Here is a 21,993-nt window from a genome sequence, read left to right as displayed (position 1 = left end):
GTGGTCGGGGCCGTTGTGAGTGGGTGTCTTGCCGTGGTGCCGCGGGAGTCGGGCCGCGTGCGTGCCGGATGGTGCGGGCGTCCGGCTCGTGCGGGTGGCTGCTGGGTGTCGGGCCTGTTGGAGGGCCGGGCCCGTGGCCGTCAGGCCGTGTGCGTGGCCTCGTGGGACGCTCTCTCCTGAAGCCCCGCCAAGGCGGGCAGCAGCCAGTCGTCGACGGCGGCGAAGCGGCTGCCGGTCTCCGCCTGGCGGTCGTGGAGGTAGCGGGTGGCGAGGTCGATCAGGTACAGCGCCATCACCGTGGACACCGTGTGCGGCCGCAGTCCGCGCTCCGCCATCAGCGGGTCGCGCAGCAGTCGCGAGCCGCTGTCCAGCCAGCGGTGGACACCGGGGTGCACCCCCGCCTGGACGGACTCGTTGAGGTCGTAGTGCAGGGCGTCGAACCCCGCGGGTGCGTCCAAGGCGAGGCGCTCCCAGTCCCAGACGAACGCCCGCCTCGCGGTGCTGGCGATGTTCCATCTGGTCAGGTCGCCGTGCCAGGCGCCGAAGGGCAGGGACACGTCCGGGAGGCGGTGCAGCGCTCCGCGCAAGGGGGCCGCTTCGGGGCGCGTACCGAGCTTCGCGATCCGAGCGTCCAGGGCCTGCCGGTAGGGGCTCGCTGAGAGCTTGCGCTCGCGTACCCGAGCCAGGCCCACGATCTGGCTGACGCAGCGCAGGAGCTGGTGCCGGGTGGGCCGGTCGGTCTGGTCTCCCACCGGCAGGGCCTCCTGGACCAGGAGCGGGTGCCCGTTCCACTCGCCCTCGTAGAGCAGGCGCGGAACGGTCACGTCCTTGAGTCTCGACTCGGCCAGGTGGCGCAGGGCCCGGGTCTCGGCCCGCACCAGCTGGGACGTGAGGTCGTTGATGGCGATTTTGGCGTAGCCGATGGTTCGGCCGCCGGGGGTGAGCAGGAGCAGGACCGGCTTGCGGTTGGCGCGCGGCGGGCCCACGTGGATCGCGATGGTGAGCTCGCGGTCCAGGGCGATGGAGAGCGCGTGCTCGATCCCCGGGCCCGCCCCCACGTACAAGCGGTCGCGCAGGAGCAGCGGGGCTATCCCGGTGGCGAACGCCCCGGTCAGCATCAGGGTCTGGAGCCGTTCGCGCAGGGAGTGGCCCTGGGCGAAGGACGTGATGCCCCGGGTGGCGGCCGAGCGGTTGTGCGCGGGCAGGATCACCCGCGGATTGTGCGCGTTGGGTACCGGGAGGTACTGGTTGCCCCGGTTCCGGTGGACGATGCGCCGAAAGGCACCGTCACCGGGGCCGAGCAGGCCGCCGCAGGGCCACAGCACGGCCGCGAGGTCGGTCAGATAGGTCGTCTCGCTGTTCACCAAGCACCCCCGCCGGTGCGCGCGGTCCCTCGACGACGGAGCACCGGTTCCTCGCGGCGCCAGAGCAGGGCGACGGCGATCATGGTGACGGCGAGTGGGGACATGAGCGCGACGTAGAAGAACATGTACCAGAACAGAAGCAACACGGTGAGCAGGGCGCCCTGCCCGACCGCGGTCGACGCGGCCCGGTAGCGCCAGGCCACTTGTGCGAAGAACGCGAAGAGCAGGAGCGTGCCCACCCATCCGCTGGAGATCAGGGTGATCCACAGCTGTCCGGCGTTGCCGATCACGTGCTGGCCGCAGCCCGGGCACTCAGCGGTGGGTCCGACCGCGATCGAGTCGGAACTGCCCAGGCCCTCGCGGGTGGTGCCCCACCCGAGGACCGGGGACAGGTCGGCGGCGGTCACGGACGCGGCGTTGGTCGCCGCCCGGCCGTCGTCGCTGTGCGGGCTGTCCGCACGGGCCTGCACGACTTCGGACAGCGGTGACAGGGCCAGGGCGATCAGGACCGCGACCATGGCCACCGCAGCGGAGCCCACCAGGACCACCCGGCCCCGGCGCAGCGCCTGGACCGCGGCGAAGGCGAGCGACAGCGCCAGGCCCGCCCAGAGCGCGCGGTTCAGCGAGTACACGATCGGGGCCACCGACAGCGCGACCGCGGCCAGCGCACCCAGGCGCACCCATCCGGCCCCCTGCACGACCCAGCCCACCACCACCCAGATGAGCAGCAGGGACAGCATGTAGCCCCAGACGTTGGTGTACTCCCAGGGGGCCTTCGGGCGGGCCGACTCGACGCCGCCGAAGACGTCCATGATCTGCGCGGAAGCGGGGTGGACCAGGGTCCGCATGTAGGGGTCGTCGGCCAGGGGCCCCGGGATCAGGTACTCCAGCGGAGCGGTGAACTCGAACCGGGGGGCGAACATGCCCAGGTAGCCGCCGACGATGGTGACCAGGCACAGCACGGCCAGGGACCACACCACCAGTCGAACGGGCAGCTCGCGCTCGGTCAGGTTGCCGACGTAGAGCAGCAGCACGGTGAGGACGAGGTAGTTGATCACGCGGAGCAGGGCGCCGGGATAGCCGCCGCTGTCCGGCACGGTCCCGGGCATCTCCAAGGGGACCAGGGCCAGCCCGAGGGCCGCCCACACCAGGAACAGACCCCACAGCCAGAAGCCCGGGGGCACCCGCAGCCCCACCGTTCGATGGCGGCGCACCAGCTCGGCCAGCATCGGTACGGCGAACAGCCAGTACGCGAACTGCCCCATGCCCAGCGCCCACCAGACCGGGTACCCGGCCAGCAGCCACACCAGGGGCCACCCGGTGACCGGCGCGGGTCCGCTCCGCGGTGCGGCGCTCCAGGCCAGACCGGTCGCGCGTGACCCCTGGGCGGCGCCCTGGCCGGTCAACGCCGGGACCCCGCGGGTTCGGCCCCGTCATCCGCGGACGCGGCACTGTCGTAGTCGGCCGCCGTGCTGTCGCCGGTGGTGGCGTGCGGGGCGTGGGCCCCTGCCTCGCTGGGACGGCGGGGCGCCGGGGGCACGGGACGGGGAGCGGAGGGTGCCGGTCCGGGATCCGGTTGGCGCGGAACGGTGACCGCGCCCGGAACGGTGACGCCGAACCGCGAGCCCGCGGTGACCGTGCCGGTCAGGTCGGCCCTGCGGGTCCTGCCCAGCTCGACCACGGGGAGGAGAACGTCGGCGGTGGCGGCCAGGGCGTGCGCGTCGGCGCGCTCACCGATGGCGGCGGTGGCGATCACCACGAACTCGGCGTGGCCGCGCAGCAGCTCCACCAGTTCGGTGGCGCCGCCCTGGACCGGGGCGAACGCCCCGGGGTTCCCGTACCGCAGCACCCGGAGACGCGGTATCGCGGAGGTCCGGGCCACCAGCTGGGACGGGTCTTCGCCGTCGACCAGGACTTCCGCCAGGCCGGGGCCTTCGGGCAGATCGAGCAGATCGAGGGCGGTGTCGGTACGCGGGTCGGCGCAGACCAGCAGGGTCTCGGAGCCGGTCCGGGCCAGGGCCGCCGCGAGGTTCACGGCGGCGGCGGTGCCCGCGCGTCCAGGGGTCGTGCCGGTGACCACGAGTACTCGGCCCGGGGCGGGTGCGCCGTCCTCCTCGGGGGAGACCGCCATGGGGGAAGCGGACTCGGGGCCGGTCGTCTCGAGGGCGGTGGCGGCCAGCCGGGCGCGGACCAGGTGGGCGAACTCGTTCGCGCGCTGGCCGTCGGGGTCGTCGTCGGTGAGCAGGCCCGGGGCGCGGTCGGGACGCTCCCCGGGCGTGGACAGGTCCAACAGGACGGGTACGGCGCCGACCCTCGCGGTGTCCTCGGTGTCGTGCACGCGGGGGTCGAGGCGGTCACGGGCCACGGCCATGAGGAGCCCGGCGAGCAGGCCGAGGGCGGCCCCCGAGGCCAGCCAGAGCAGGGGCATCGGGGAGGAGGGTGCTTCGGGCAGCTCGGCGGGCGTGATGACCTCGCCGGGGGAGACGGTCTCGCGCAGGGCGTTCAGCGGACTGATGCCGTTGCCGAGCTCGACGATCTCCTGGAGCAGGGCTTCGGCCTGGGAGTCGTCGCCTTGGGCTTCACCGGTGGCCGCGGTGCCCTCCGGGGAGAGCGCGGCCAGGGACTCGTAGAGCTCCTCCTGCTCCTCGCGCAGGGCTTCGGCCCGGCCGCTGATCAGCGCGCGGGCCTGTTCGCCCCGGTGGTCCAGGTAGGCGTCGGCGAGGGCGGCCGCGCCCTTCTGCGCGTCCTCGGGCGAGCGGGCCGAGTACTCGATCTCCAGGATGTTGCTGTTGGACGGCACCGTCACGTCGATCCGCTCGCGGAGGTCGGTGGGGGAGGGGGAACCGGGGACTTCCGCGGCCAGGACGGCGGTGACCTGGTCCGACAGCACGACCTGGGCCTCGCTGTCGAGGTTGACGTCGCCGGTCAGGCGGCCGGACTGCTCACCGGTGAACTCCGCCATCTCCGTGGGGTGGACCTGGACCGCGGTGGCGGAGGTGTAGGCCGACGGAACCACGACCACCCCGGCGGCGGCGAGGACGAGTCCGCCGAGCACCCCGGCACCCACCAGTCGCCAGCGCCGCCTCAACAAGGCGGTGTACTCCTTCAGTTCCGGTCCGGCGGGGCCGGCCGCGTCGGTGTCCATCGGGTCCTCCACGCAGACATGGCAGCACTTTTAGTGAACGATTGCATACTAAGTGTAATCCCTTTGGTTCTGCCTGGTGCTTTGGGAAACAGCCGAATTCCCAGGCGGGGCCGTCCGCAAACCCGCCGCGGGGTGCGGACGGGTATCCGTGCGGGGGGGGGTGCGGACGGGCTATCCGAGCGGGGGAGGTGTGTACACGGGGGTGCGAATGGGTGCGCACACGGGCCAGTGTCGGTTGGCGGGTGTGCGCCGGTTGGGGAGTCGGGGTGGCTGGGGTTTGTTGTTGGGTGCGGGTGGTTCCCTGCGGGTGCGGGTTTCCCCGTTTCCTGCCGCTTGATGGTGGCCGTCTCCGCTGCGCGCCTCAAGGTCGTCGCCATCGAGCGCTTCGCGCGTCATTGGCGCTCCACCTTGACCCGCTTCGCTGCGACGGCGGGTCGGCGGCAGTCAGGAAACGGGGGGCGTGTGGTCGGGGCGGCGACGGGACCGGCCTGCGGCCGGGAACTGCCCCGGCCGTGGCCGGCCGGGTTCCTTTCCGTGGGTCTGGTTGTGTCGGCAGGCGCGTCGCAATCCAGTGGCCGGTCGGCGACGAAGGGCCCGATCAGGCCGGGGACGTGGCTGGGCGCGTCCCACCGGTCTGGCGGCTCGGTGGTGGATGGCCCATACGGGTACGGGTGGTGCTGTTGGACCGGTCGGGTGTGGGTTCCAGGGCATCGAACCCCCTGTTGGAGTCATTTTGGGCGCCGAGATTGCCTCCAGGGAGGGGGTTCACCGGCCCCGGGTGCTTCTGGGCGGGGGGGGGTCGGTGTCCCGGGTGCCTCCACCGGCGGTAGCGGCCGCCCCCCCGGGGGGCGGTCCCGGTGTCCGGAACCGGCCCGGTGGGGGTGTCCGTTGCTTCCGAAACCGGTTGATCCCCGATGATCTTGCCCCCAGCTCCACCCTCGGCCGTCGAGGGTTGAGACAGGGGCAAGATCATCGGGGAAGGGGGAGCTGAGTCCGACCGAAAGTCCGGTGGGACGCGCTCGGCCATGCGCCCGGCCTGTTCGGGTCCTTCGTCGCTGGCTGGTCACTGGATTGGGACGCGCTGGCTGATGAAGCCGGGCGGACGGGGAGGGGTCCGGCCGGTCACGGCCCGGCCGGGCGAAGCCCGGCCCTTCGGGCCGAAGGCTCGGGGCCCGAAGGGCCCCTTGGGGCCCCGACCACACGTCCCCCGTTTCCTGACTGCCGCCCACCCGCCGTCGCAGCGAAGCGGGTCAAGGTGGAGCGCCACCGATAGCGCGCCAGCGCTTCGACGGCGACGACCTTGACGCGCGCAGCGGAGACGGCCACCATCAAGCGGCAGGAAACGGGGAAACCCGCACTCACCTCAAGCAGGGGAAGAACCGGCTGGCGCGCCACGGTGCCCAGCGTGCCCCCGGTGCCCAGCGTGCCCCCGGTGCCCAGCGCACCCCGGCACCCGGAGTACTCCAACGCGTCCCGGCACCCAGCGCTCCCAACTGTGCCCCGTCTCTGCCAAACACCGGCCCGCCCGGGTTGGGCTCTCCACCGAGAGGTGCGCAGTAGCACCGCTTCTAGTGCGACGAGCAGCGGGCCGGCGCCCGAGGGGTATGCCCTAGACGCCCAGGACCAGCGGCGGCAGGCCGGTGTGGGACTCCCACGCGTTGTCGCACTCGCTCTGTGTGGACACCGTGTTGGCCCGCGCGGAGCAGTCCCGGTAGTCGGTGACCTGTTCCTGGTAGACGAAGAGGATCCCGACCATGGCTGTCGAAACGGCGATGCCGGCCGCACCCAGGCCCACGCTCAGGATGGCGCCCGGCGCCGTCGTGCTGTTGACACGGGCGGCCCGGCGGGCTCGGAAGCCCTGCACGAAGCCGAACACGGACAGCACGCCGCTGTAGGGCGGGAACAACAGGCCCGCCAGACCCAGGAACAGCCCCCACAGGCCTCCTCGTTCGGCCTTGGGCTGCTGTCCGTCGGCGCGGGGCTCCGGGCTGTTGTCGGTCAAGGTTCACTCCTTCGGTGGCGCCCCGCACCGTGGGGCGCCCTGGTCCGCTCCCGCCTGCGCGGAGCGTACCGGGTGTCGTCGGTGGTGCGGTCCCGCCATCGTTCCATGGTCTCGGTGAGCGCTGGTACGAAGGTCCGGTCCGCGTGAGGTAGACGGTACCCAAGCCGATAGGGTGGGTACGCGGACGGGCCGAGTAGGCCCAGTGCCTGGCGCCTGCACCAGGCGTACGCGAACCCCGGATGCTGCGCCGTCCCCCGGCGCCCCCGGGCACGGGGATAACACCCGTGTCTTCCGCACCGTTCTTCTACACATGAGGGAGAAGCACGCTTTGTCCGCGCGAGTGGTGGTTCTCATATCGGGGGCGGGCAGCAACATGGCCGCCCTGATGGAAGCCGCAAAGGACCCCGCCTACGGGGCCGAGATCGTCGCCGTCGGAACGGACCGTGAGGGAACACGCGGGGTCAAGGTGGCCGAGGCGGCCGGCGTACCCACGTTCGTCGTACCCTTCCGCTCCTACTCCGACAGGTCTGCCTGGGACACGGCCATGTCCGAGAGCATCGCCGAATACCGCCCCGACCTGGTCGTCTCCGCCGGATTCATGCGCATCCTCGGGCCCGCCGTGATCGGCCGCCACCAGGCCGTCAACATCCACCCGGCGCTGCTGCCCTCTTTCCCCGGCGCGCACGCCGTGCGTGACGCGCTCGCCCACGGTGTCCGGGTCACCGGCACCACCATCCACTTCCTCGACGAGGGCGTCGACTCCGGTCCGATCATCGACCAGGTCGCGGTGCCCGTCGAGGACGGCGACGACGAGTCCAGCCTCCACGAGCGGATCAAGGCCGTGGAGCGGCGAATGCTGATCGACACGGTCGGCCGCCTCTCGCGAGAGGGCTGGAGCATCGACGGCAGGCACGTGCGGTTCGGCCGCACCGAAACGAAGGAGAAACGGTGACCCAGCAGGCCATCAGGCGTGCGCTGATCAGCGTGTACGACAAGACCGGTCTGGAGGAGCTGGGCATCGGCCTGGCCGAGGCCGGAGTGGAGATCGTCTCCACCGGATCCACCGCGGGCCGGCTCACCGCCGCGGGCATCCCCGTCACCCCCGTCGAGGACGTCACCGGCTTCCCCGAGATCATGGAGGGCCGGGTCAAGACCCTCCACCCCTCCGTGCACGCCGGGCTCCTCGCCGACCAGGGCAACCCCGACCACGTCGCCAAGATCGACGAGTTGGGCATCGCACCCTTCGACCTGGTCGTGGTGAACCTCTACCCCTTCTCCGACACCGTCGCCTCGGGCGCGTCCGAGGCCGAGTGCATCGAGAAGATCGACATCGGCGGCCCCGCGATGGTGCGCGCCTCGGCGAAGAACCACGGCAGTGTCGCGATCGTCGTGGACCCCGCCAGCTACGACGCTTCCCTGCAGGCAGTCCGGGACGGCGGCTTCACCCGCGAGCAGCGCAAGCACCTGGCCGGGCTGGCTTTCCAGCACACTGCCGCCTACGACGCCGCGGTGGCGGACTGGTTCGCGGGTGACTACGCCCCCGACGCCGAGGCTGAGGCCTCCGGGTGGCCCGCCTTCCGCGCTTCGGTGCACACCCGTGAGACCGCCCTGCGCTACGGCGAGAACCCGCACCAGAGGGCAGCGCTGTACACGGAGGCCGGTTCGGGCGGACGCGGCTTGGCCGGGGCGGAGCAGCTGCACGGCAAGGCCATGTCCTACAACAACTACGTCGACGCCGACGCCGCCCTGCGCGCCGCCTACGACTTCGACGGCCCGTGCGTGGCCATCATCAAGCACGCCAACCCGTGCGGGATCGCCGTAGGCGCTGACAACGCCGAGGCGCACCGCAAGGCGCACGCCAGCGACCCGGTCTCCGCCTTCGGCGGCGTGATCGCCACCAACCGCGAGGTCGGCGCCGAGCTGGCCGCGCAGATCGCCGAGGTCTTCACCGAGGTCGTGGTCGCCCCCGGTTTCACCCCGGAGGCCGTCGAGACGCTCTCCCAGAAGAAGAACATCCGCCTGCTCGTGGTCGCAGACCCGGCCCAGGGGCCGCGTGTGGAGTCCCGCCAGATCAGCGGCGGACTCCTCGTCCAGGACACCGACGTCATCGACGCCGAGGGCGACGACCCCGCCTCCTGGACGCTGGCCACCGGCGAGGCCGCGGACGAGGCCACTCTCGCCGACCTGGCCTTCGCCTGGAAGGCCGTGCGCGCGGTCAAGTCCAACGCGATCCTCCTCGCCGCGGACCGGGCCACCGTGGGCGTGGGCATGGGTCAGGTCAACCGGGTGGACTCCGCCCGCTTGGCCGTCTCCCGCGCGGGCGACCGGGTCACCGGGTCTGTGGTCGCCAGCGACGCCTTCTTCCCCTTCGCCGACGGGCTGGAGATCCTCACCGAGGCCGGTGTACGCGCCGTCGTCCAGCCCGGCGGCTCGATGCGCGACTCCGAGGTCATCGCCGCCGCCGAGGCGGCAGGGGTCACGATGTACCTCACCGGCACCCGCCACTTCTTCCACTAGACGCACCCGAGGAGCTACGCATGAGCGCGATCGTTCTGGACGGCAAGGCCACCGCCAAGGCCATCAAGGAAGAAACGGCGGAGCGGGTGGCCAAGCTGCACGCCAAGGGCATCACCCCCGGCCTGGGCACCGTCCTGGTCGGTGACGACCCGGGCAGCCACACCTACGTGCGCGGCAAGCACCGCGACTGCGCGCAGGTGGGCATCGCGAGCATCCGCCGCGACCTGCCCGCCGACGCCACCCAGGAACAGGTGGAGCAGGCGGTCCACGAGCTCAACGAGGACCCTGCCTGCACCGGCTACATCGTGCAGCTGCCGCTGCCCAAGGGCATGGACGAGAACCGGGTGCTGGGGCTGATCGACCCGGTCAAGGACGCCGACGGCCTCCAGCCGGTCAACCTGGGCAAGCTCGTCCTCATGGAGAAGGCCCCGCTGCCGTGCACCCCGCGCGGCATCGTCGAGCTGCTCAACCGCTACGAGGTACCGATCAAGGGAGCGGAGGTCGTGGTGGTCGGGCGCGGTGTCACCGTGGGCCGCCCCCTCGGCCTGCTGCTGACCCGCCGTTCGGAGAACGCCACCGTCACCCTGTGCCACACCGGCACCCGTGACCTGGCCGCGCACGCCCGCAAGGCCGACATCATCGTGGCCGGCGCGGGCGTGCAGGGGCTCATCACCAAGGACATGGTCAAGCCGGGCGCGGCCGTGCTGGACGTGGGTGTGTCCCGCACCGACGAGGGGCTGGCCGGTGACGTGGCCCTCGACGTCAACGAGGTCGCCGGACACATGTCGCCGAATCCCGGCGGCGTCGGCCCGATGACCCGGGCGATGCTGCTGGTCAACGTGGTCGAGGCGGCCGAGCGCCAGGCCGGTCTCGCGGTCTGACGCGGCACCCCGGCCGGGCTCTCTCGACCCAGAACCGGCGCAGAGGGGTCGCCCCGGACGGGGCGGCCCCGCCCCAGCGTCTCCCGAATCCGTGCGCCTTCGCGGTCAGCTGGCGCGGCGGGAGGAACTGCCCACCGGCATCGGGCGGACCAGGCCCAGGGCCACGACCTCGTTGGCCAGGCGGGTGCGCCGGTTCTGCCCCTCGGGGATCCGGAACTTCTGGTAGAGCCGCAGCAGGTGCTGTTTGACCGCGGCTTCGGTGACCACGAGCGTTTCGGCTATGTCGCGCGCGGTGGCGGGGGCGACGAAGGCCTCTTCCGAGAGGGCCGGTTGGCACAGGGCGGTCAGCACGTCCAGTTCGCGGCGGGTGAGCTCGGGCGCGGACCCCCGGCGCAGTTCGATCTCGGGACTGAGCTGTTCGCTGGGCAGGCCGCCGATCCGGCATCGGGCGGTGCCGAAGCTCACGACGTCGCCCTCCTCCAGGACGCGCCGGGCAATGGGCCGACCGTTGACGCGGGTGCCGTTGCGGGACAGGCCCAGGTCGACGACGTACACGTAGGGTCCGCGGCGGACGAGCTCGGCGTGGAGCTGGGAGACGCTCCGGTCGTTCAGGCGGATATCGGCGCCCTCACCGCGGCCGACCGTGGTGACTTCACCCGTGAGCTGGCGGAGGTCACCGGAATCTTCCACCCCTAGGTAGGGACCGTCCACGGTGGCTCCTCCCGGGCTACTTGGGCGCGGTCGGTGGGGGTACGGGCGGCGGTGGGGGAGGGGAGGCTGTCGGGCAGTGGAGGGTCGGTCTACACGTCGAGTGGGCTTCATGGGGGTAGTCCTCGCTCACCGGTGCACTCATCTCCACTCGGGTTACCCGGCTGATACATGTTCTACGCGCTTACTCCGGAGTTAGGCGGATACGGCGCGGAAATACGGCTCTGTGACCAAACCGGAAGGAGGAAACGGTCAGAGACGTACTCCGAGGGGGACGAGTCCGTTTCTGTGAGCCCTGGGCTCGGCGGTGCCGTTCACTACAATGGGTTCGGTCTCTCCTCGTCGGTGAACCCGCGTTCGCGTGGGACCGGCCTAAGTCACCAGGAACATGAGCCAGACTGGAGCGCTGTTCGGTTTCGGACAGGGAGCTCCCGCCGGGTGGCCGGACTGTGCCAGAGGCGGGGAAGAGGCCGTGGAGAACGAACCGCGCGGCGGTCAAGCAATTCGGAAGCGAACAGGTCGGGACGCGGTGGACGACGCGGAGCAGACGGAGGCGGCGGGCTCGGACGGGGGCGCGGCGGACGGCAACGCACCGGACAGGAGCGCCTCGGACGGGAACACCGCGACTGGGGGCCCCTCGGGTGGGAGCGCCTCAGGAGCCGGCAAGGGCGAGACGGGCGGCAACCGGAAGAAAGTGCCCTACTGGCTTTCCCAGGTGCCCTACGCCCTGGTCCTGTCGGCCCTGGCGGCGGGGATCGTGGTCGTGGCGGCGGCCTATTTCAAGCGCGGGCCGGCGATCATCGCGGGTGCCCTGCTGCTCGCCGCGACCTTCAGGCTGTTCCTGCCCAAGGACTGGATCGGCCTGCTGGCCGTGCGTCGGCGCTGGGTCGATCTGCTCACTCTCGCCGGACTTGCGGTCCTGCTGATCGTGTTGGCCTGGGTGGCGCCGCAACTCTCCCCCTAGGCGTCGAATAAGCTTGATGTCGAGATACCGCGACACCGACAAGCACCGCCTCCCCGGGAAGCACGGACACCGGGCGGGATCAGGGGATTGCCGCGCGCGCGGAGCCGGGCCCGGCCACAAACCGGTTCCGGGTCTCTGCCGCACGAGGCGGTAGCGAAGACTGAAGGGACAGCCACACAGCCATGGCCAAGATCAAGGTCGAAAACCCCGTAGTCGAGCTCGACGGCGACGAGATGACGCGGATCATCTGGTCCTTCATCAAGGACCGCCTGATCCTTCCGTACCTCGACATCGACCTCAAGTACTACGACCTCGGTATCGAGGAGCGCGACCGCACCGACGACCAGGTCACCGTCGACGCCGCCCACGCCATCAAGGAGCACGGCGTCGGCGTCAAGTGCGCCACCATCACGCCCGACGAGGCCCGTGTCGAGGAGTTCGGCCTCAAGAAGATGTGGCGGTCGCCGAACGGCACCATCCGCAACATCCTCGGCGGCGTCGTGTTCCGCGAGCCCATCATCTGTGAGAACGTGCCGCGGCTGGTGCCGGGCTGGACGAAGCCGGTCATCATCGGCCGCCACGCCCACGGCGACCAGTACAAGGCCACCGACTTCAAGGTGCCCGGCGCCGGTACGGTCACCATGACCTACACCCCGGCCGACGGCAGCCAGCCGGTCGAGTTCGACGTCGCTGACTTCCCCGAGGAGGGCGGCGTCGCGATGGGCATGTACAACTTCCGGAAGTCCATCGAGGACTTCGCGCGTGCCAGCCTGAACTACGGCCTGGACCGCAACTACCCGGTGTACATGTCCACCAAGAACACCATCCTCAAGGCCTACGACGGCATGTTCAAGGACGTGTTCGAGGAGATCTACGAGGCCGAGTTCAAGGAGCGCTTCGAGGCGGCCGGCCTCACCTACGAGCACCGCCTCATCGACGACATGGTCGCCGCCGCGCTCAAGTGGGAGGGCGGCTACGTCTGGGCCTGCAAGAACTACGACGGTGACGTCCAGTCCGACACCGTCGCGCAGGGCTACGGCTCGCTCGGCCTGATGACCTCCGTGCTGCGCACCGCCGACGGCCGCACGGTCGAGGCCGAGGCGGCCCACGGCACCGTGACCCGTCACTACCGCCAGCACCAGCAGGGCAAGCCCACCTCGACCAACCCGATCGCGTCCATCTTCGCGTGGACCCGCGGTCTGGAGCACCGGGGCAAGCTGGACAACACCCCGAAGGTCGTCGAGTTCGCGAACACGCTCGAGGACGTCGTCATCAAGACCGTCGAGGGCGGCCAGATGACGAAGGACCTGGCCCTGCTGGTCGGTTCCGACCAGGGGTGGCTGACCACCGAGGAGTTCCTCGCGGCTCTGGACGAGAACCTGAGCAAGCGTCTCGCCTAGAAGGGATCGATCCGCTGCCGCCATGAGCCGGCGGTTGCGGTGAGACCTTGACCACGCCCGGGTGCCCCCGTGAGGGAGCGCCCGGGCTCCGTCGTTTCTGGGTCCTGCTCGGGCCGAGACGCGCCGGAAGGCGGTTTTCGCGGGGGATCGGGGGGCGGGCCCACCGAAGTCGTCCGGCGTGTTTCCCGTGTTCGGGCCACATTCGAGGGGCCGCGGTGGGAGGATGGAAGCGCCGGAGGGGGTCGTCCGGAGTCAGGTGCGACTTATGACACGTGAACACGATTCGCACCTTTCGCGAACTTTGGCCTATTGTGGAGTCACGCCGGTGAGAACCGGCAGGCCAGAGCGGGTTTTTTGCCGCTCGGCCACCATGAGCCGACGTGCCGGCCGTGCGCCCGCTGGGGGGTAGGCGCGCACAGTACGGAACGTCACGAAGAAGGGCCCGTCACTCCGGTGGCGGGCCCTTCGCTCGTGTGCGCCCAGCATGGGCGATTGCTTGGGGGTGGAGGAATCAGTCCTCCATGGCCTCCTCCGGGATGGGTTCGCCGTTGCGCATGGCGTCGAACATCTGCTCGGACCTGGCCTCGTCCCACACCACGACCGAACCGACACCCTCCAGCGTCGGGGTGTCCCCGACCGGCACGGCGGTGGTCTCGGTTCCGCCGCGCATGGCCAGCAACATGCTCGCCAGGTGCCGGAGCTTGTCGCCCTCGTCGACCGTGAAGGTGTCGGTGCCAGCGATCACGAGCGGGACCGAACGGAACGGGTTGAAGAGCGTGCTGGGGGCGCTGGACTCCTCGATCAGCGCGGAGAAGAACTCGCGCTGGCGCTGGATGCGGTCCAGGTCGGCCCGCGGGGTGGCGCGGGTCCGCACGTAGCCCAGGGCGGTGCCGCCGTCCATCTCCTGGCAGCCCGCCTCGATGTCGAGGCCCGCCTTCGGGTCCTCCATCGCCTCCTCGGGGCACAGTTCCACGCCGCCGACCGCGTCGACCAGGTCCACGAAGCCGCCCATGCCGATCTCGACGTAGTGGTCGATCCGCACACCGGAGGCGCGCTCGAAGCTCTCCACCATCGGGCCCGGCCCGCCGCAGACCTCTTCGCCGTCCTCGTCGGTACCGCACACGTCGTCGGCGAAGGCCGTGTTGATCTTGTTGTCGGCGTAGCCGGGGATCGGCATGGGGACGTAGGAGTCGCGCGGCACACTGACGATCGTGGGGTCGCCGTCGCGGGGCATGTACAGGACCATCACCGTGTCGGTCCGGCTGCCTTCGGCGCGGCCGGTGGCGAGCTCCTCGATCTGGTCGTCGTCCAGACCGTCGCGGCTGTCGGAGCCGACGATCATGTACGTCGTGCCGGGCTGCCGGTCGGGGCGATCGTCGTAGTCCTGGAGGGCGTCGACCCGCTCCAGCCGCGAGTCCGCCCAGAGGTAGAAACCCCCGGGGAGCACGAGGACGAGGACCAACACGAGGATCAGGATGTTCCGGACGCGGCGCTTGCGCCGCTCCCGGGCCCTGCGCTTGAGGCCTCGGCCGTCGTACTCGCGCCCGGAGCTGTGGGTCCGGCGCTTCCTCGGCCGGTTCGGGGGGACCTCGTCTGCGGGGGGAAGCCGCCGGGTCTCACCCACCACACGCTGCTCGGACTCGCGGGAGCGGTAGAGCTTCTCGAATTCGGGGGGCTTGTCGGAGTCGCCACCGCCGCGCCGGAACACGCCCCCTCTGTTGTGCTCGCCGGTCGAGCCGTGCTCGCCCGGGTGCCGTCGGTCAGCCATCGATTCGCCTATCTGCTCCGCGCTGTCTGTTCGCTTCGGTATGTCCCTTGTGATCGCTGACAGGGTAGTGGGGTTCGCCCGGATTCCCCCGGGCGGCCATAGGATTGCGGATCTCCGGCCGCGGGCGCGGCCACCGGGGGTCGTGAACGGCCCTTGTACAGGTCAGCTCCTCAGACCAGCCGCACGGCACCGGCGGAGGGTACGGCCGCGCGCATCCGGGGGACGGGCCACCCCTTCTCCTCGAAGGCGCTCCGGACCGCACCGGTGACCTCCCCGACCCGCTCCTCCGGTACGAGAGCGATGGCCGTACCGGCCCACCCGGACATCCGGGACCCTCGGGCGCCCGCGCGAGCGGCGGTCTCCACGGCCAGCTCCACAGCGGGCAGAGGCAGGTCGAAGCGGCGCAGGGACAGGTGCGAGGCGGACAGGATCGGTCCGACCTCCACGGCGCGCTCCGCGCGCAAGAGTCCGACGGCGGCATTGAGCCGGTGTACCTCGGTGACGGCGTACTCCACCCGGTTGCGCAGCACGGGGTTCTGGAGGCCCCGCAGTGCTTCGGGCAGGTTCTGGACGGCGCGCAACGGGCCCAACAGGTCCTTGGCCCGGTCCAGCTCAGCGGCGCGGACCGGTCGGGGGTCCCGCCGGGGTAGTGCCCCGGTTTCCATGACGACCAGTCGCAGCCCGGCCCCGGAGAGGTCGAACGGAAACACGGCTGACTTCCCGCTCGCCAGGTTCACGCGTACGGCGTGCCCGGTGCGGGCGTCAAGGGCGGCGCTCTGGTCGGCGGAGGCTCCCTTGGGGCGGTCGATGCCGGCGAGATCGGCCAGCGCCAGGGAGACCGCCGCGCCGACCGCCGCGGGGTGGCCCAGGGAAGCGTGTTCGGGCAGGTCCGCCGCCAAGACCACCCGAACCCCCGCATCGGAGCTCAGAGCGCCGCTGGAGCGCGCGTCAGAGACGGCTGAGGATACGGCGCGGGCGGAGCGGTCCTGGGCGCTCAGCGGCCCGCTGAGCGTCGCGGTGCGCACGAGCCCGTCCGCTGCGGTGCCGACCGCGGCTGTCACGCCCCAGGGGAGGGCTGCGTACAGTGCGGCACCGCCGCTGGCCTTGGTGTGTTCGCCCATGAGGGCCAACCGCCCGGGGGCGCGCCATACTCCCGAGGGTTCCGAACCGAAGCGCTCCGCGTAGGCCGCGGCCAGCACCCCGCTCTCGGGGGAGGCCTCGGGCCAGGCGCCGTTCGGCCCCCCGGTGCGCACCCCCAGTACCGCGCGCAGCCGCGCTCCCGCAGTTCCCACCTGCCGACCCCCGCTCTCCTCACCGGGAGCACCGCCTCGGCGCACCCCGGATTCAAGTTTGCCCTCGCTTCGGTACCGGTCGGGCGTGGGGTTTTCCTCTGGCCGGAACGGCGAGGCTAGGTTGTGCATCCACCTGGGGCGCCCGAACACGGGCCACAGCGAAGGGCGGCCCACAGGGCGGCGGCCCACAGGGGCGGGGAGAGGATCGGAGACCATGGCCGGAGTGCTGGCGCGGGCGAAGGACACGGCTCGGCACTATCAGAACCTGGCGATGGACGGTTACTGGGAGCTGCGGCGCCGGTATCCGTCCCTCGACCACTTGGTGCGTGCGTACGAGCGCTACGCGGACCGCAACGGCAACCAGCTGGCCGGGGCCGTCACCTACTTCGCGTTCCTGTCCTTCTTCCCGCTGTTGGCGCTGGCCTTCGCCGTCGTCGGGTTCCTCGCGGCCCGCCAGGTCGAGCTCATGTCCTACATGGAGGAGGCGCTGGACGAGGTGCTGCCGGGGCTGTCCCAGCAGCTCCCCATGGAGCAGATCGCGGACGCCCGCCTGGGCGCGAGCGTGATCGGTCTGCTCGGCCTGCTGTACGCGGGGCTGAACTCGGTGTCGGTTCTGCGCGAGGCCCTCCACTCGATCTGGCTGACGAACCTCAAACAGGGCCCGAACTTCCTGGTGCGCAAGGCGGGCGATCTCCTGGTCATGGTCGCCCTGGGGGTGGCCCTGTTCTTCACCGTCGCCTTCACCAGCGTCATGCAGACGGCCACGGTCTGGCTGTTGTCCCTGGTCGGCTTGGACGGGTCGTTGATCGCGAACCTGTCGTTGCGCGTGCTGGCCCTGGCCATCGCCATCGGCGTGAACATGCTCCTGTTCCTGCTGGTCTTCTCGCTGCTGTCGGGGACCGCGCGGCCGCCACGGATGATGTGGCGCGGCGCGCTGCTGGGCGCGGTGGGCTTCGAGGTGCTCAAGAACGCCGCCGCGCAGCTGCTGGCCGGGACCCTCACCAACCCGGTCTACGCCTCCTTCGCGGTGCTCGTCGGCCTGCTGGTGTGGATCAACCTCGTGATGCGCCTGATGATGTTCAGCGCGGCGTGGACGGCCACCTGGCTTCCGTTGCCACCGCCCTACACGGGCTCCCTCCCGTTGCCGGAGGAGAACGGGATGGACTGGACGCGGCCGATCGCGGTCCTGCGGCCCAGCGAACGCGATCTCGCTCAGCGCCGTCTCGCCCAGCGGCTGTTGGCCCTGGGATTGTCGCTGGTGGCGGCGGTGATCGCGGCGGCGGGTGCGGCCGTGTCCCTGAAGCGGCGAAAAACCTGAGCCAGAAGCGAAAGGTTCGCCCGCGGAATTCGCTTCTTTCCCGGCGTCTTATTCCGTATGCGCGCGGTGTGCGGCGGGTAGTCCTCTTCTGTCCCGGTTGACCGGTTCACCGGGGCGAGCGGTGCGTCGGCCACAACGGCCGTCCCACACCTGGAGGGCAGATGGGAATCGCATTCAAAACGTCCGAACGCGCGACGCTCGGCGTCGAGTGGGAACTCCAGCTCGTCGACCGGGGAAGTCGCCATCTTCGCCAAGAGGCGCCGCAACTCCTCGCGGCGCTCCCCGACCTCAGTAGTGAGGCGACGGTCCCCCCGTTGCGGCATGAACTGATGCAGTCCCAGGTAGAAGTGGTGACGGGGATCTGCGAGACGGTCGAGGAGGCCAAGCGCGACCTCGGCCGCAACGTGACGCGTATGCGCGAGGTCCTCGAACCGCGCGGTGCCGTCCTTGCCTGTTCCGGAACCCATCCGATCGACCACTGGCGCGACCAGAAGCTCAGTCCCGGCAAGCGGTACGGGGAGCTGGTCGACCAGATGCAGTGGCTCGCCCGCCGGATCCTGACCTGCGGGGTCCACGTCCACGTGGGCGTGCGCGGACAGGAGAAGGCCATACCGATCGTGAACGCGCTCGCGCGGTATATACCGCATTTTCTCGCTTTGAGTGCTTCCAGCCCATTCTGGTGCGGTCATGACACCGGTCTGGCTTCCGCGCGCTCCATCGTCTTCGGCGCACTGCCCACTTCCGGGCCGCCGCCGAACCTCCCTGGGTGGCCCGCTTTCGAGGAATACCTCGAAACCCTTCTCAGGGCGGGTACCATCGCCTCTATCAAGGAAGTGTGGTGGGACATCCGCCCGCACCCGGATTTCGGCACCATCGAGATCCGGATGTTCGACGGTATTCCCACCCTGCGCGAGGTGGGAATGGCCACCGCTCTCTCCCAGTGTCTGGTGGAGTTGTTCGATCACCAGCTCGACCGCGGGTACAGCTTGCCCAGCCCGCCGTCCTGGGTGGTGAAGGACAACAAGTGGCGGGCCACCCGCTACGGACTCGACGCTCGTGTCATCACGGACGCACACGGAACCACCGTTCCGATCCGTGACGACCTCTACGAGCTGGTCCGCGACCTGACGCCGGTCGCCGCCCGCCTGGGCTGCACGGAGGACCTGGACCTGATCTCCGAGATCCTGGACAAAGGTGCCTCCTACGAGCGTCAGCGGGCGGTCGTCACCGAAGGCGGTTCGCTCGAGGACGTCGTGGACATGCTCTCCGCCGAGTTCGTCGGGGACCCCACCCGCGCGAAGATCGGCGTCGGCGACGGAGCCGGTGCGCGGTAAGACGTGTAACGAAGAGGGGACCCTCGATGCAGGGACGTGACCTGCCGGAACAGTTGACCGCTTTTCTGGCGCGCCATGAGCGGGAGTTCGCGGGCTTCCGCCGGGACCTGCACATGCACCCGGAGCTGGCGTTCGCGGAACACCGCACCACGGGCCGACTGGACGAGCGGCTGCGCCAGGTCGGGCTGAAACCCCGTCGGCTCCCCCAAGGAACCGGACTGATCTGCGACATCGGCGACGGCCCCGGACCCACCGTGGCTCTGCGAGCCGACATCGACGCGCTCCCCCTCACCGACGAGAAGGACGTCCCCTACCGCTCCACGGTCCCGGGCGCGGCCCATGCCTGCGGTCACGACGTGCACACCGCGGTCCTGCTGGCGACGGGTGTCTTCCTCGCCCAGCAGGCCCGTGCCGGGGCACTGCCCGGCCGGGTCCGGCTCCTCTTCCAGCCCGCCGAGGAGCTTCCCGGCGGGGCGGTGGAGGTCGTCAACGCGGGCGGTGTGGAGGACGTGGACCGGGTCTTCGCCCTGCACTGCGACCCCCGCCTGATGGTCGGCAAGGTCGGACTGCGCACCGGCGGCATCACCGCCGCCTGCGACCAGGTCATGGTCCGCCTGTCCGGCCCGGGCGGGCACACCGCCCGCCCCCACCTGACCTCCGACCTCGTCTACGCGCTGGGCAAGGTCGTCACCGAACTCCCCGCGGCGCTGTCGCGCCGCATCGACCCCCGGGCAGGGTTCAGCCTGGTGTGGGGTCGGATCAGCGCGGGCTCGGCACCCAACGTCATCCCCGACGACGCCGTGGCCGAAGGCACCGTGCGCTGCCTCGACGACGAGTCCTGGCACGCGGCACCGGACATCATCAAGGGTCTCGTGGAGTCGGTGGCCTCCGCCTACGGTGCCGATGCCGAGGTCACCTACCGGCGCGGTGTCCCGCCCACCATCAACGAGGCCACCAGCGTCGACGTCATGCGCGAGGCTGTGACCCTGGCCCTGGGAGCCGACGCCGCCGCGCCGACCCAGCAGAGCCTGGGCGGGGAGGACTTCGCCTGGTACCTGGAGCACGCGCCCGGCGCTCTGGCCCGGCTCGGCACCCACTCCCCGGAGTGGGACGGACCCATGCTGGACCTGCACCGCGGCACCTTCGACGTGGACGAGCGCGCCATCGGCGTGGGTACGCGCTTCATGGTGACCACCGCGCTCACCGCCCTGTGGGAGAGCGCCCGTCAGGGGGTCCGGACCGGAAGCGAGGCGCTCGCCTGAAGGTCCGCGCGGCACACGCCAGCACGCCAGAAGGCTGGTTCCTGCCCCTCCACCCCGGCCGGTCCCGAGGCCGTCGGCCCGGCGCCGATCCGGTAACGTCCCGGCCTCGACCGGCGGCTTCTGCCGGATTTTCGGCAACTTCGCGTCGCCGTGTCCGGTGCCCTCCCCGCCCAATGGCATCCTGTGTGGATGAACCAGCCACTCACAGTCGAACAGATCCGACGGGCGCCGAAGGTGCTCCTGCACGACCACCTCGACGGCGGGCTGCGTCCGGCCACGATCGTCGAGCTGGCCCGCGAGTCCGGTTACTCGGAGCTGCCCACATACGACGCGGCCGAACTCGGGCAGTGGTTCCGTGAGGCCTCGCACTCCGGTTCCCTGGAACGCTACCTGGAGACCTTCGCCCACACCACGGCGGTCATGCAGACCAGGGACGGCCTGGTCCGCGTCGCCTCCGAGTGCGCGGAGGACCTCGCCGCCGACGGCGTGGTCTACGCGGAGCTGCGCTACGCCCCCGAGCAGCACCTCGAGGGCGGGCTCAGCTTGGAGGAGGTCGTGGAGGCCGTCCAGGAAGGGCTGGAGCTGGGGGAGAAGCGCGCGGCGGACGCCGGTAGGGGCATCCGCACCGGGCAGCTCGTGACCGCCATGAGGCATGCCGCCCGTTCGTCGGAGATCGCCGAGCTGGCGGTCCGCTACCGCGACACCGGCGTGTCCGGCTTCGACATCGCTGGCGCCGAGGCGGGCAACCCGCCCACCCGTCACCTGGACGCCTTCGAGTACCTGCGCCGGGAGAACTTCCACTTCACCATCCACGCCGGAGAAGCGTTCGGCCTGCCCTCCATCTGGGAGGCCCTCCAGTGGTGCGGCTGCGACCGCCTCGGCCACGGCGTGCGCATCATCGACGACATCACCACGAACGGCAACGGCGTGCCCCAGCTGGGCCGTCTCGCCCAGTACGTACGGGACAAGCGGGTTCCGCTGGAGATGTGCCCGAGCTCCAACGTGCAGACCGGTGCCGCCGACTCCATCGCGGACCACCCGATCAAGCTCCTGCGCGACCTGCGCTTCCGGGTCACGGTCAACACCGACAACCGCCTGCAGAGCGGGGTCACCCTCTCGGAGGAGTTCGCCAAGCTGAGCGAGGCCTTCGGCTACGACTGGGACGACCTGCAGTGGTTCACGGTCAACGCGATGAAGTCGGCATTCCTGCCGTTCGACGAGCGGCTCGCGCTGATCAACGGGATCATCAAGCCGGGGTTCGCTCAGCTCAAGTGGGCGACGCACTGATGGGCAGAACCGGCAACGGGGCCACCTCGCACTACTCCACGTCCGCCAGGGTGATGGCGATCGTGTGGGTGGTTATCGCGGTCCTGCTGTTGCTGGACCTGCTGCTGCGCGGTCAGGGCCGCCCCTCCTGGATCGCCGGGGCCGTTCTGGTGCTGAGCGTCGCCGCGGTCTACGTGGCCTGGTTGCGCCCGAGAGTGGTCTCCACCGAGCGCGGTATCCGGGTGATCAACCCGCTGCGGGAGACCTTCGTGCCGTGGGCGGCCGTGCAGTGGGTGGACGTGGTGGACGTCCTGCGGGTGCACACCCCGCAGGGGGCCGTCCGTTCCTGGCCGCTGCGCGAGACCAAGCGGGCGAAGGTCCGCGAGAACATGCGCCGTGAGTCGGGCTACATCGACGACGAAGAGGACGAGGCCCAGATGCGCCCGGTCGACGTGGTCGCTCGCGACCTGCGCCGGGACGCGGAGCGGTACAAGACGCGTCCGCTCGACGGCCCCGTCAAGGAGATCGATGAGGCGGGGCCGGCCGCGCTGGGCGCGGAGGAGCGCCCGCAGACGATGGTGCCGGTCGAGGTCATCGTGGTCCTGGGATCGTCCCTGGTGTTCTTCCTGGCCGTGTTGCTGATGGCCTGAGCTCTCCCGAGCTCCCTTCCGCAGGACCGGACCCGGTCGCCGCGCGCTGTGCGGTGACCGGGTCTTCCGCTTTCTGGGGTTCGGGGTTGACGGACGGTCCACGGTTCTGGTTAGGTTAGGCA

17 protein-coding genes are annotated in these 21,993 nt (G+C 70.7%); 10 read left to right on the top strand and 7 right to left on the bottom strand.

Annotation, left to right across the window (positions count from 1 at the left end; all coding sequences use genetic code 11):
• Nucleotides 1–140: 140 nt before the first annotated feature.
• The 4 genes from ACYVDG_RS02690 to ACYVDG_RS02675 form a co-directional block, all read right to left on the bottom strand.
• Nucleotides 141–1,364 (bottom strand): phosphotransferase, encoded by a 1,224-nt coding sequence (locus tag ACYVDG_RS02690; protein ID WP_460746578.1) that lies wholly within the window; start codon nt 1,362–1,364, stop codon nt 141–143.
• The gene (locus ACYVDG_RS02685; protein WP_460746574.1) at nt 1,361–2,770 is read right to left on the bottom strand and encodes a ligase; all 1,410 of its coding nucleotides are present in this window, start codon (nt 2,768–2,770) and stop codon (nt 1,361–1,363) included. Before ACYVDG_RS02685 ends, ACYVDG_RS02690 begins: the two co-directional genes overlap by 4 nt.
• On the bottom strand, nt 2,767–4,509 hold the full coding sequence (locus ACYVDG_RS02680; RefSeq protein WP_460746573.1) for a Wzz/FepE/Etk N-terminal domain-containing protein: 1,743 nt from the start codon (nt 4,507–4,509) through the stop codon (nt 2,767–2,769). Before ACYVDG_RS02680 ends, ACYVDG_RS02685 begins: the two co-directional genes overlap by 4 nt.
• Nucleotides 4,510–6,118: 1,609 nt before the next feature.
• Nucleotides 6,119–6,511 (bottom strand): DUF4190 domain-containing protein, encoded by a 393-nt coding sequence (locus ACYVDG_RS02675; protein WP_460746572.1) that lies wholly within the window; start codon nt 6,509–6,511, stop codon nt 6,119–6,121.
• Nucleotides 6,512–6,851: 340 nt separating this feature from the next.
• On the opposite strand from ACYVDG_RS02675, the gene purN reads away from it, so the two are divergent.
• The 3 genes from purN to ACYVDG_RS02660 are packed head-to-tail and all read left to right on the top strand — an operon-like array spanning nt 6,852 to nt 9,909.
• Nucleotides 6,852–7,463: a phosphoribosylglycinamide formyltransferase gene (purN, locus tag ACYVDG_RS02670; RefSeq protein ID WP_460746655.1), complete on the top strand. Its 612-nt coding sequence runs from the start codon at nt 6,852–6,854 to the stop codon at nt 7,461–7,463.
• Complete coding sequence (purH, locus tag ACYVDG_RS02665) at nt 7,460–9,028, top strand: bifunctional phosphoribosylaminoimidazolecarboxamide formyltransferase/IMP cyclohydrolase (RefSeq protein ID WP_460746571.1); 1,569 nt, start codon at nt 7,460–7,462, stop codon at nt 9,026–9,028. The genes purN and purH overlap by 4 nt, the downstream gene beginning before the upstream one ends.
• A gap of 20 nt (nt 9,029–9,048) precedes the next feature.
• A complete protein-coding gene (locus ACYVDG_RS02660; protein ID WP_460746567.1) occupies nt 9,049–9,909 on the top strand; it encodes a bifunctional methylenetetrahydrofolate dehydrogenase/methenyltetrahydrofolate cyclohydrolase in 861 nt (286 codons plus the stop codon).
• A gap of 105 nt (nt 9,910–10,014) precedes the next feature.
• Here the strand turns inward: ACYVDG_RS02660 and ACYVDG_RS02655 are convergent, their stop codons facing one another.
• Nucleotides 10,015–10,620 carry an FHA domain-containing protein gene (locus ACYVDG_RS02655; protein ID WP_460746564.1) on the bottom strand — a complete coding sequence of 202 codons (606 nt, stop codon included), beginning with the start codon at nt 10,618–10,620 and terminating at the stop codon, nt 10,015–10,017.
• A gap of 526 nt (nt 10,621–11,146) precedes the next feature.
• Here ACYVDG_RS02655 and ACYVDG_RS02650 point away from each other — a divergent pair.
• Nucleotides 11,147–11,581: a DUF3017 domain-containing protein gene (locus ACYVDG_RS02650; protein WP_460746561.1), complete on the top strand. Its 435-nt coding sequence runs from the start codon at nt 11,147–11,149 to the stop codon at nt 11,579–11,581.
• Between the two features lie 182 nt (nt 11,582–11,763).
• Nucleotides 11,764–12,981, top strand: a complete 1,218-nt coding sequence (locus tag ACYVDG_RS02645) for an NADP-dependent isocitrate dehydrogenase (RefSeq protein ID WP_460746558.1) — start codon at nt 11,764–11,766, stop codon at nt 12,979–12,981.
• Between the two features lie 511 nt (nt 12,982–13,492).
• On the opposite strand, the gene ACYVDG_RS02640 is transcribed toward ACYVDG_RS02645, so the two are convergent.
• Nucleotides 13,493–14,749 carry an LCP family protein gene (locus tag ACYVDG_RS02640; RefSeq protein ID WP_460746555.1) on the bottom strand — a complete coding sequence of 419 codons (1,257 nt, stop codon included), beginning with the start codon at nt 14,747–14,749 and terminating at the stop codon, nt 13,493–13,495.
• Nucleotides 14,750–14,919: 170 nt separating this feature from the next.
• Nucleotides 14,920–16,041, bottom strand: coding sequence for a galactokinase family protein (locus ACYVDG_RS02635; protein WP_460746552.1), 1,122 nt, complete (start codon nt 16,039–16,041; stop codon nt 14,920–14,922).
• 214 nt (nt 16,042–16,255) lie between these two features.
• Here ACYVDG_RS02635 and ACYVDG_RS02630 point away from each other — a divergent pair, with 214 nt between their 5' ends.
• The 5 genes from ACYVDG_RS02630 (at nt 16,256) to ACYVDG_RS02610 (ending at nt 21,871) form a co-directional block, all read left to right on the top strand.
• Nucleotides 16,256–17,359 (top strand): YihY/virulence factor BrkB family protein, encoded by a 1,104-nt coding sequence (locus ACYVDG_RS02630; protein ID WP_460746550.1) that lies wholly within the window; start codon nt 16,256–16,258, stop codon nt 17,357–17,359.
• 161 nt (nt 17,360–17,520) lie between these two features.
• Nucleotides 17,521–18,693, top strand: coding sequence for a glutamate--cysteine ligase (locus ACYVDG_RS02625; RefSeq protein WP_460746548.1), 1,173 nt, complete (start codon nt 17,521–17,523; stop codon nt 18,691–18,693).
• Between the two features lie 26 nt (nt 18,694–18,719).
• Nucleotides 18,720–19,955, top strand: coding sequence for a M20 family metallopeptidase (locus ACYVDG_RS02620; protein WP_460746545.1), 1,236 nt, complete (start codon nt 18,720–18,722; stop codon nt 19,953–19,955).
• A 189-nt stretch (nt 19,956–20,144) separates the two neighbouring features.
• Nucleotides 20,145–21,242 (top strand): adenosine deaminase, encoded by a 1,098-nt coding sequence (locus tag ACYVDG_RS02615; protein ID WP_460746541.1) that lies wholly within the window; start codon nt 20,145–20,147, stop codon nt 21,240–21,242.
• On the top strand, nt 21,227–21,871 hold the full coding sequence (locus tag ACYVDG_RS02610) for a PH domain-containing protein (RefSeq protein ID WP_460746539.1): 645 nt from the start codon (nt 21,227–21,229) through the stop codon (nt 21,869–21,871). The genes ACYVDG_RS02615 and ACYVDG_RS02610 overlap by 16 nt, the downstream gene beginning before the upstream one ends.
• Nucleotides 21,872–21,993: the final 122 nt, after the last annotated feature.

The organism is Nocardiopsis oceani (assembly GCF_054777395.1).
The sequence above is the reverse complement of the archived record's forward strand: the minus strand, read 5'-3'. Positions and strand labels throughout refer to the sequence as shown.

Bases quoted from the DNA above. Each gene is read 5' to 3' on its own strand.
- ACYVDG_RS02680 (WP_460746573.1), bottom strand. From the start codon at position 4,509: ATGGACACCGACGCGGCCGGCCCCGCCGGACCGGAACTGAAGGAGTAC.
- ACYVDG_RS02630 (WP_460746550.1), top strand. From the start codon at position 16,256: ATGGCCGGAGTGCTGGCGCGGGCGAAGGACACGGCTCGGCACTATCAG.
- ACYVDG_RS02625 (WP_460746548.1), top strand. From the start codon at position 17,521: ATGGGAATCGCATTCAAAACGTCCGAACGCGCGACGCTCGGCGTCGAG.
- ACYVDG_RS02640 (WP_460746555.1), bottom strand. From the start codon at position 14,749: ATGGCTGACCGACGGCACCCGGGCGAGCACGGCTCGACCGGCGAGCAC.
- ACYVDG_RS02615 (WP_460746541.1), top strand. From the start codon at position 20,145: ATGAACCAGCCACTCACAGTCGAACAGATCCGACGGGCGCCGAAGGTG.
- ACYVDG_RS02620 (WP_460746545.1), top strand. From the start codon at position 18,720: ATGCAGGGACGTGACCTGCCGGAACAGTTGACCGCTTTTCTGGCGCGC.
- ACYVDG_RS02660 (WP_460746567.1), top strand. From the start codon at position 9,049: ATGAGCGCGATCGTTCTGGACGGCAAGGCCACCGCCAAGGCCATCAAG.
- ACYVDG_RS02645 (WP_460746558.1), top strand. From the start codon at position 11,764: ATGGCCAAGATCAAGGTCGAAAACCCCGTAGTCGAGCTCGACGGCGAC.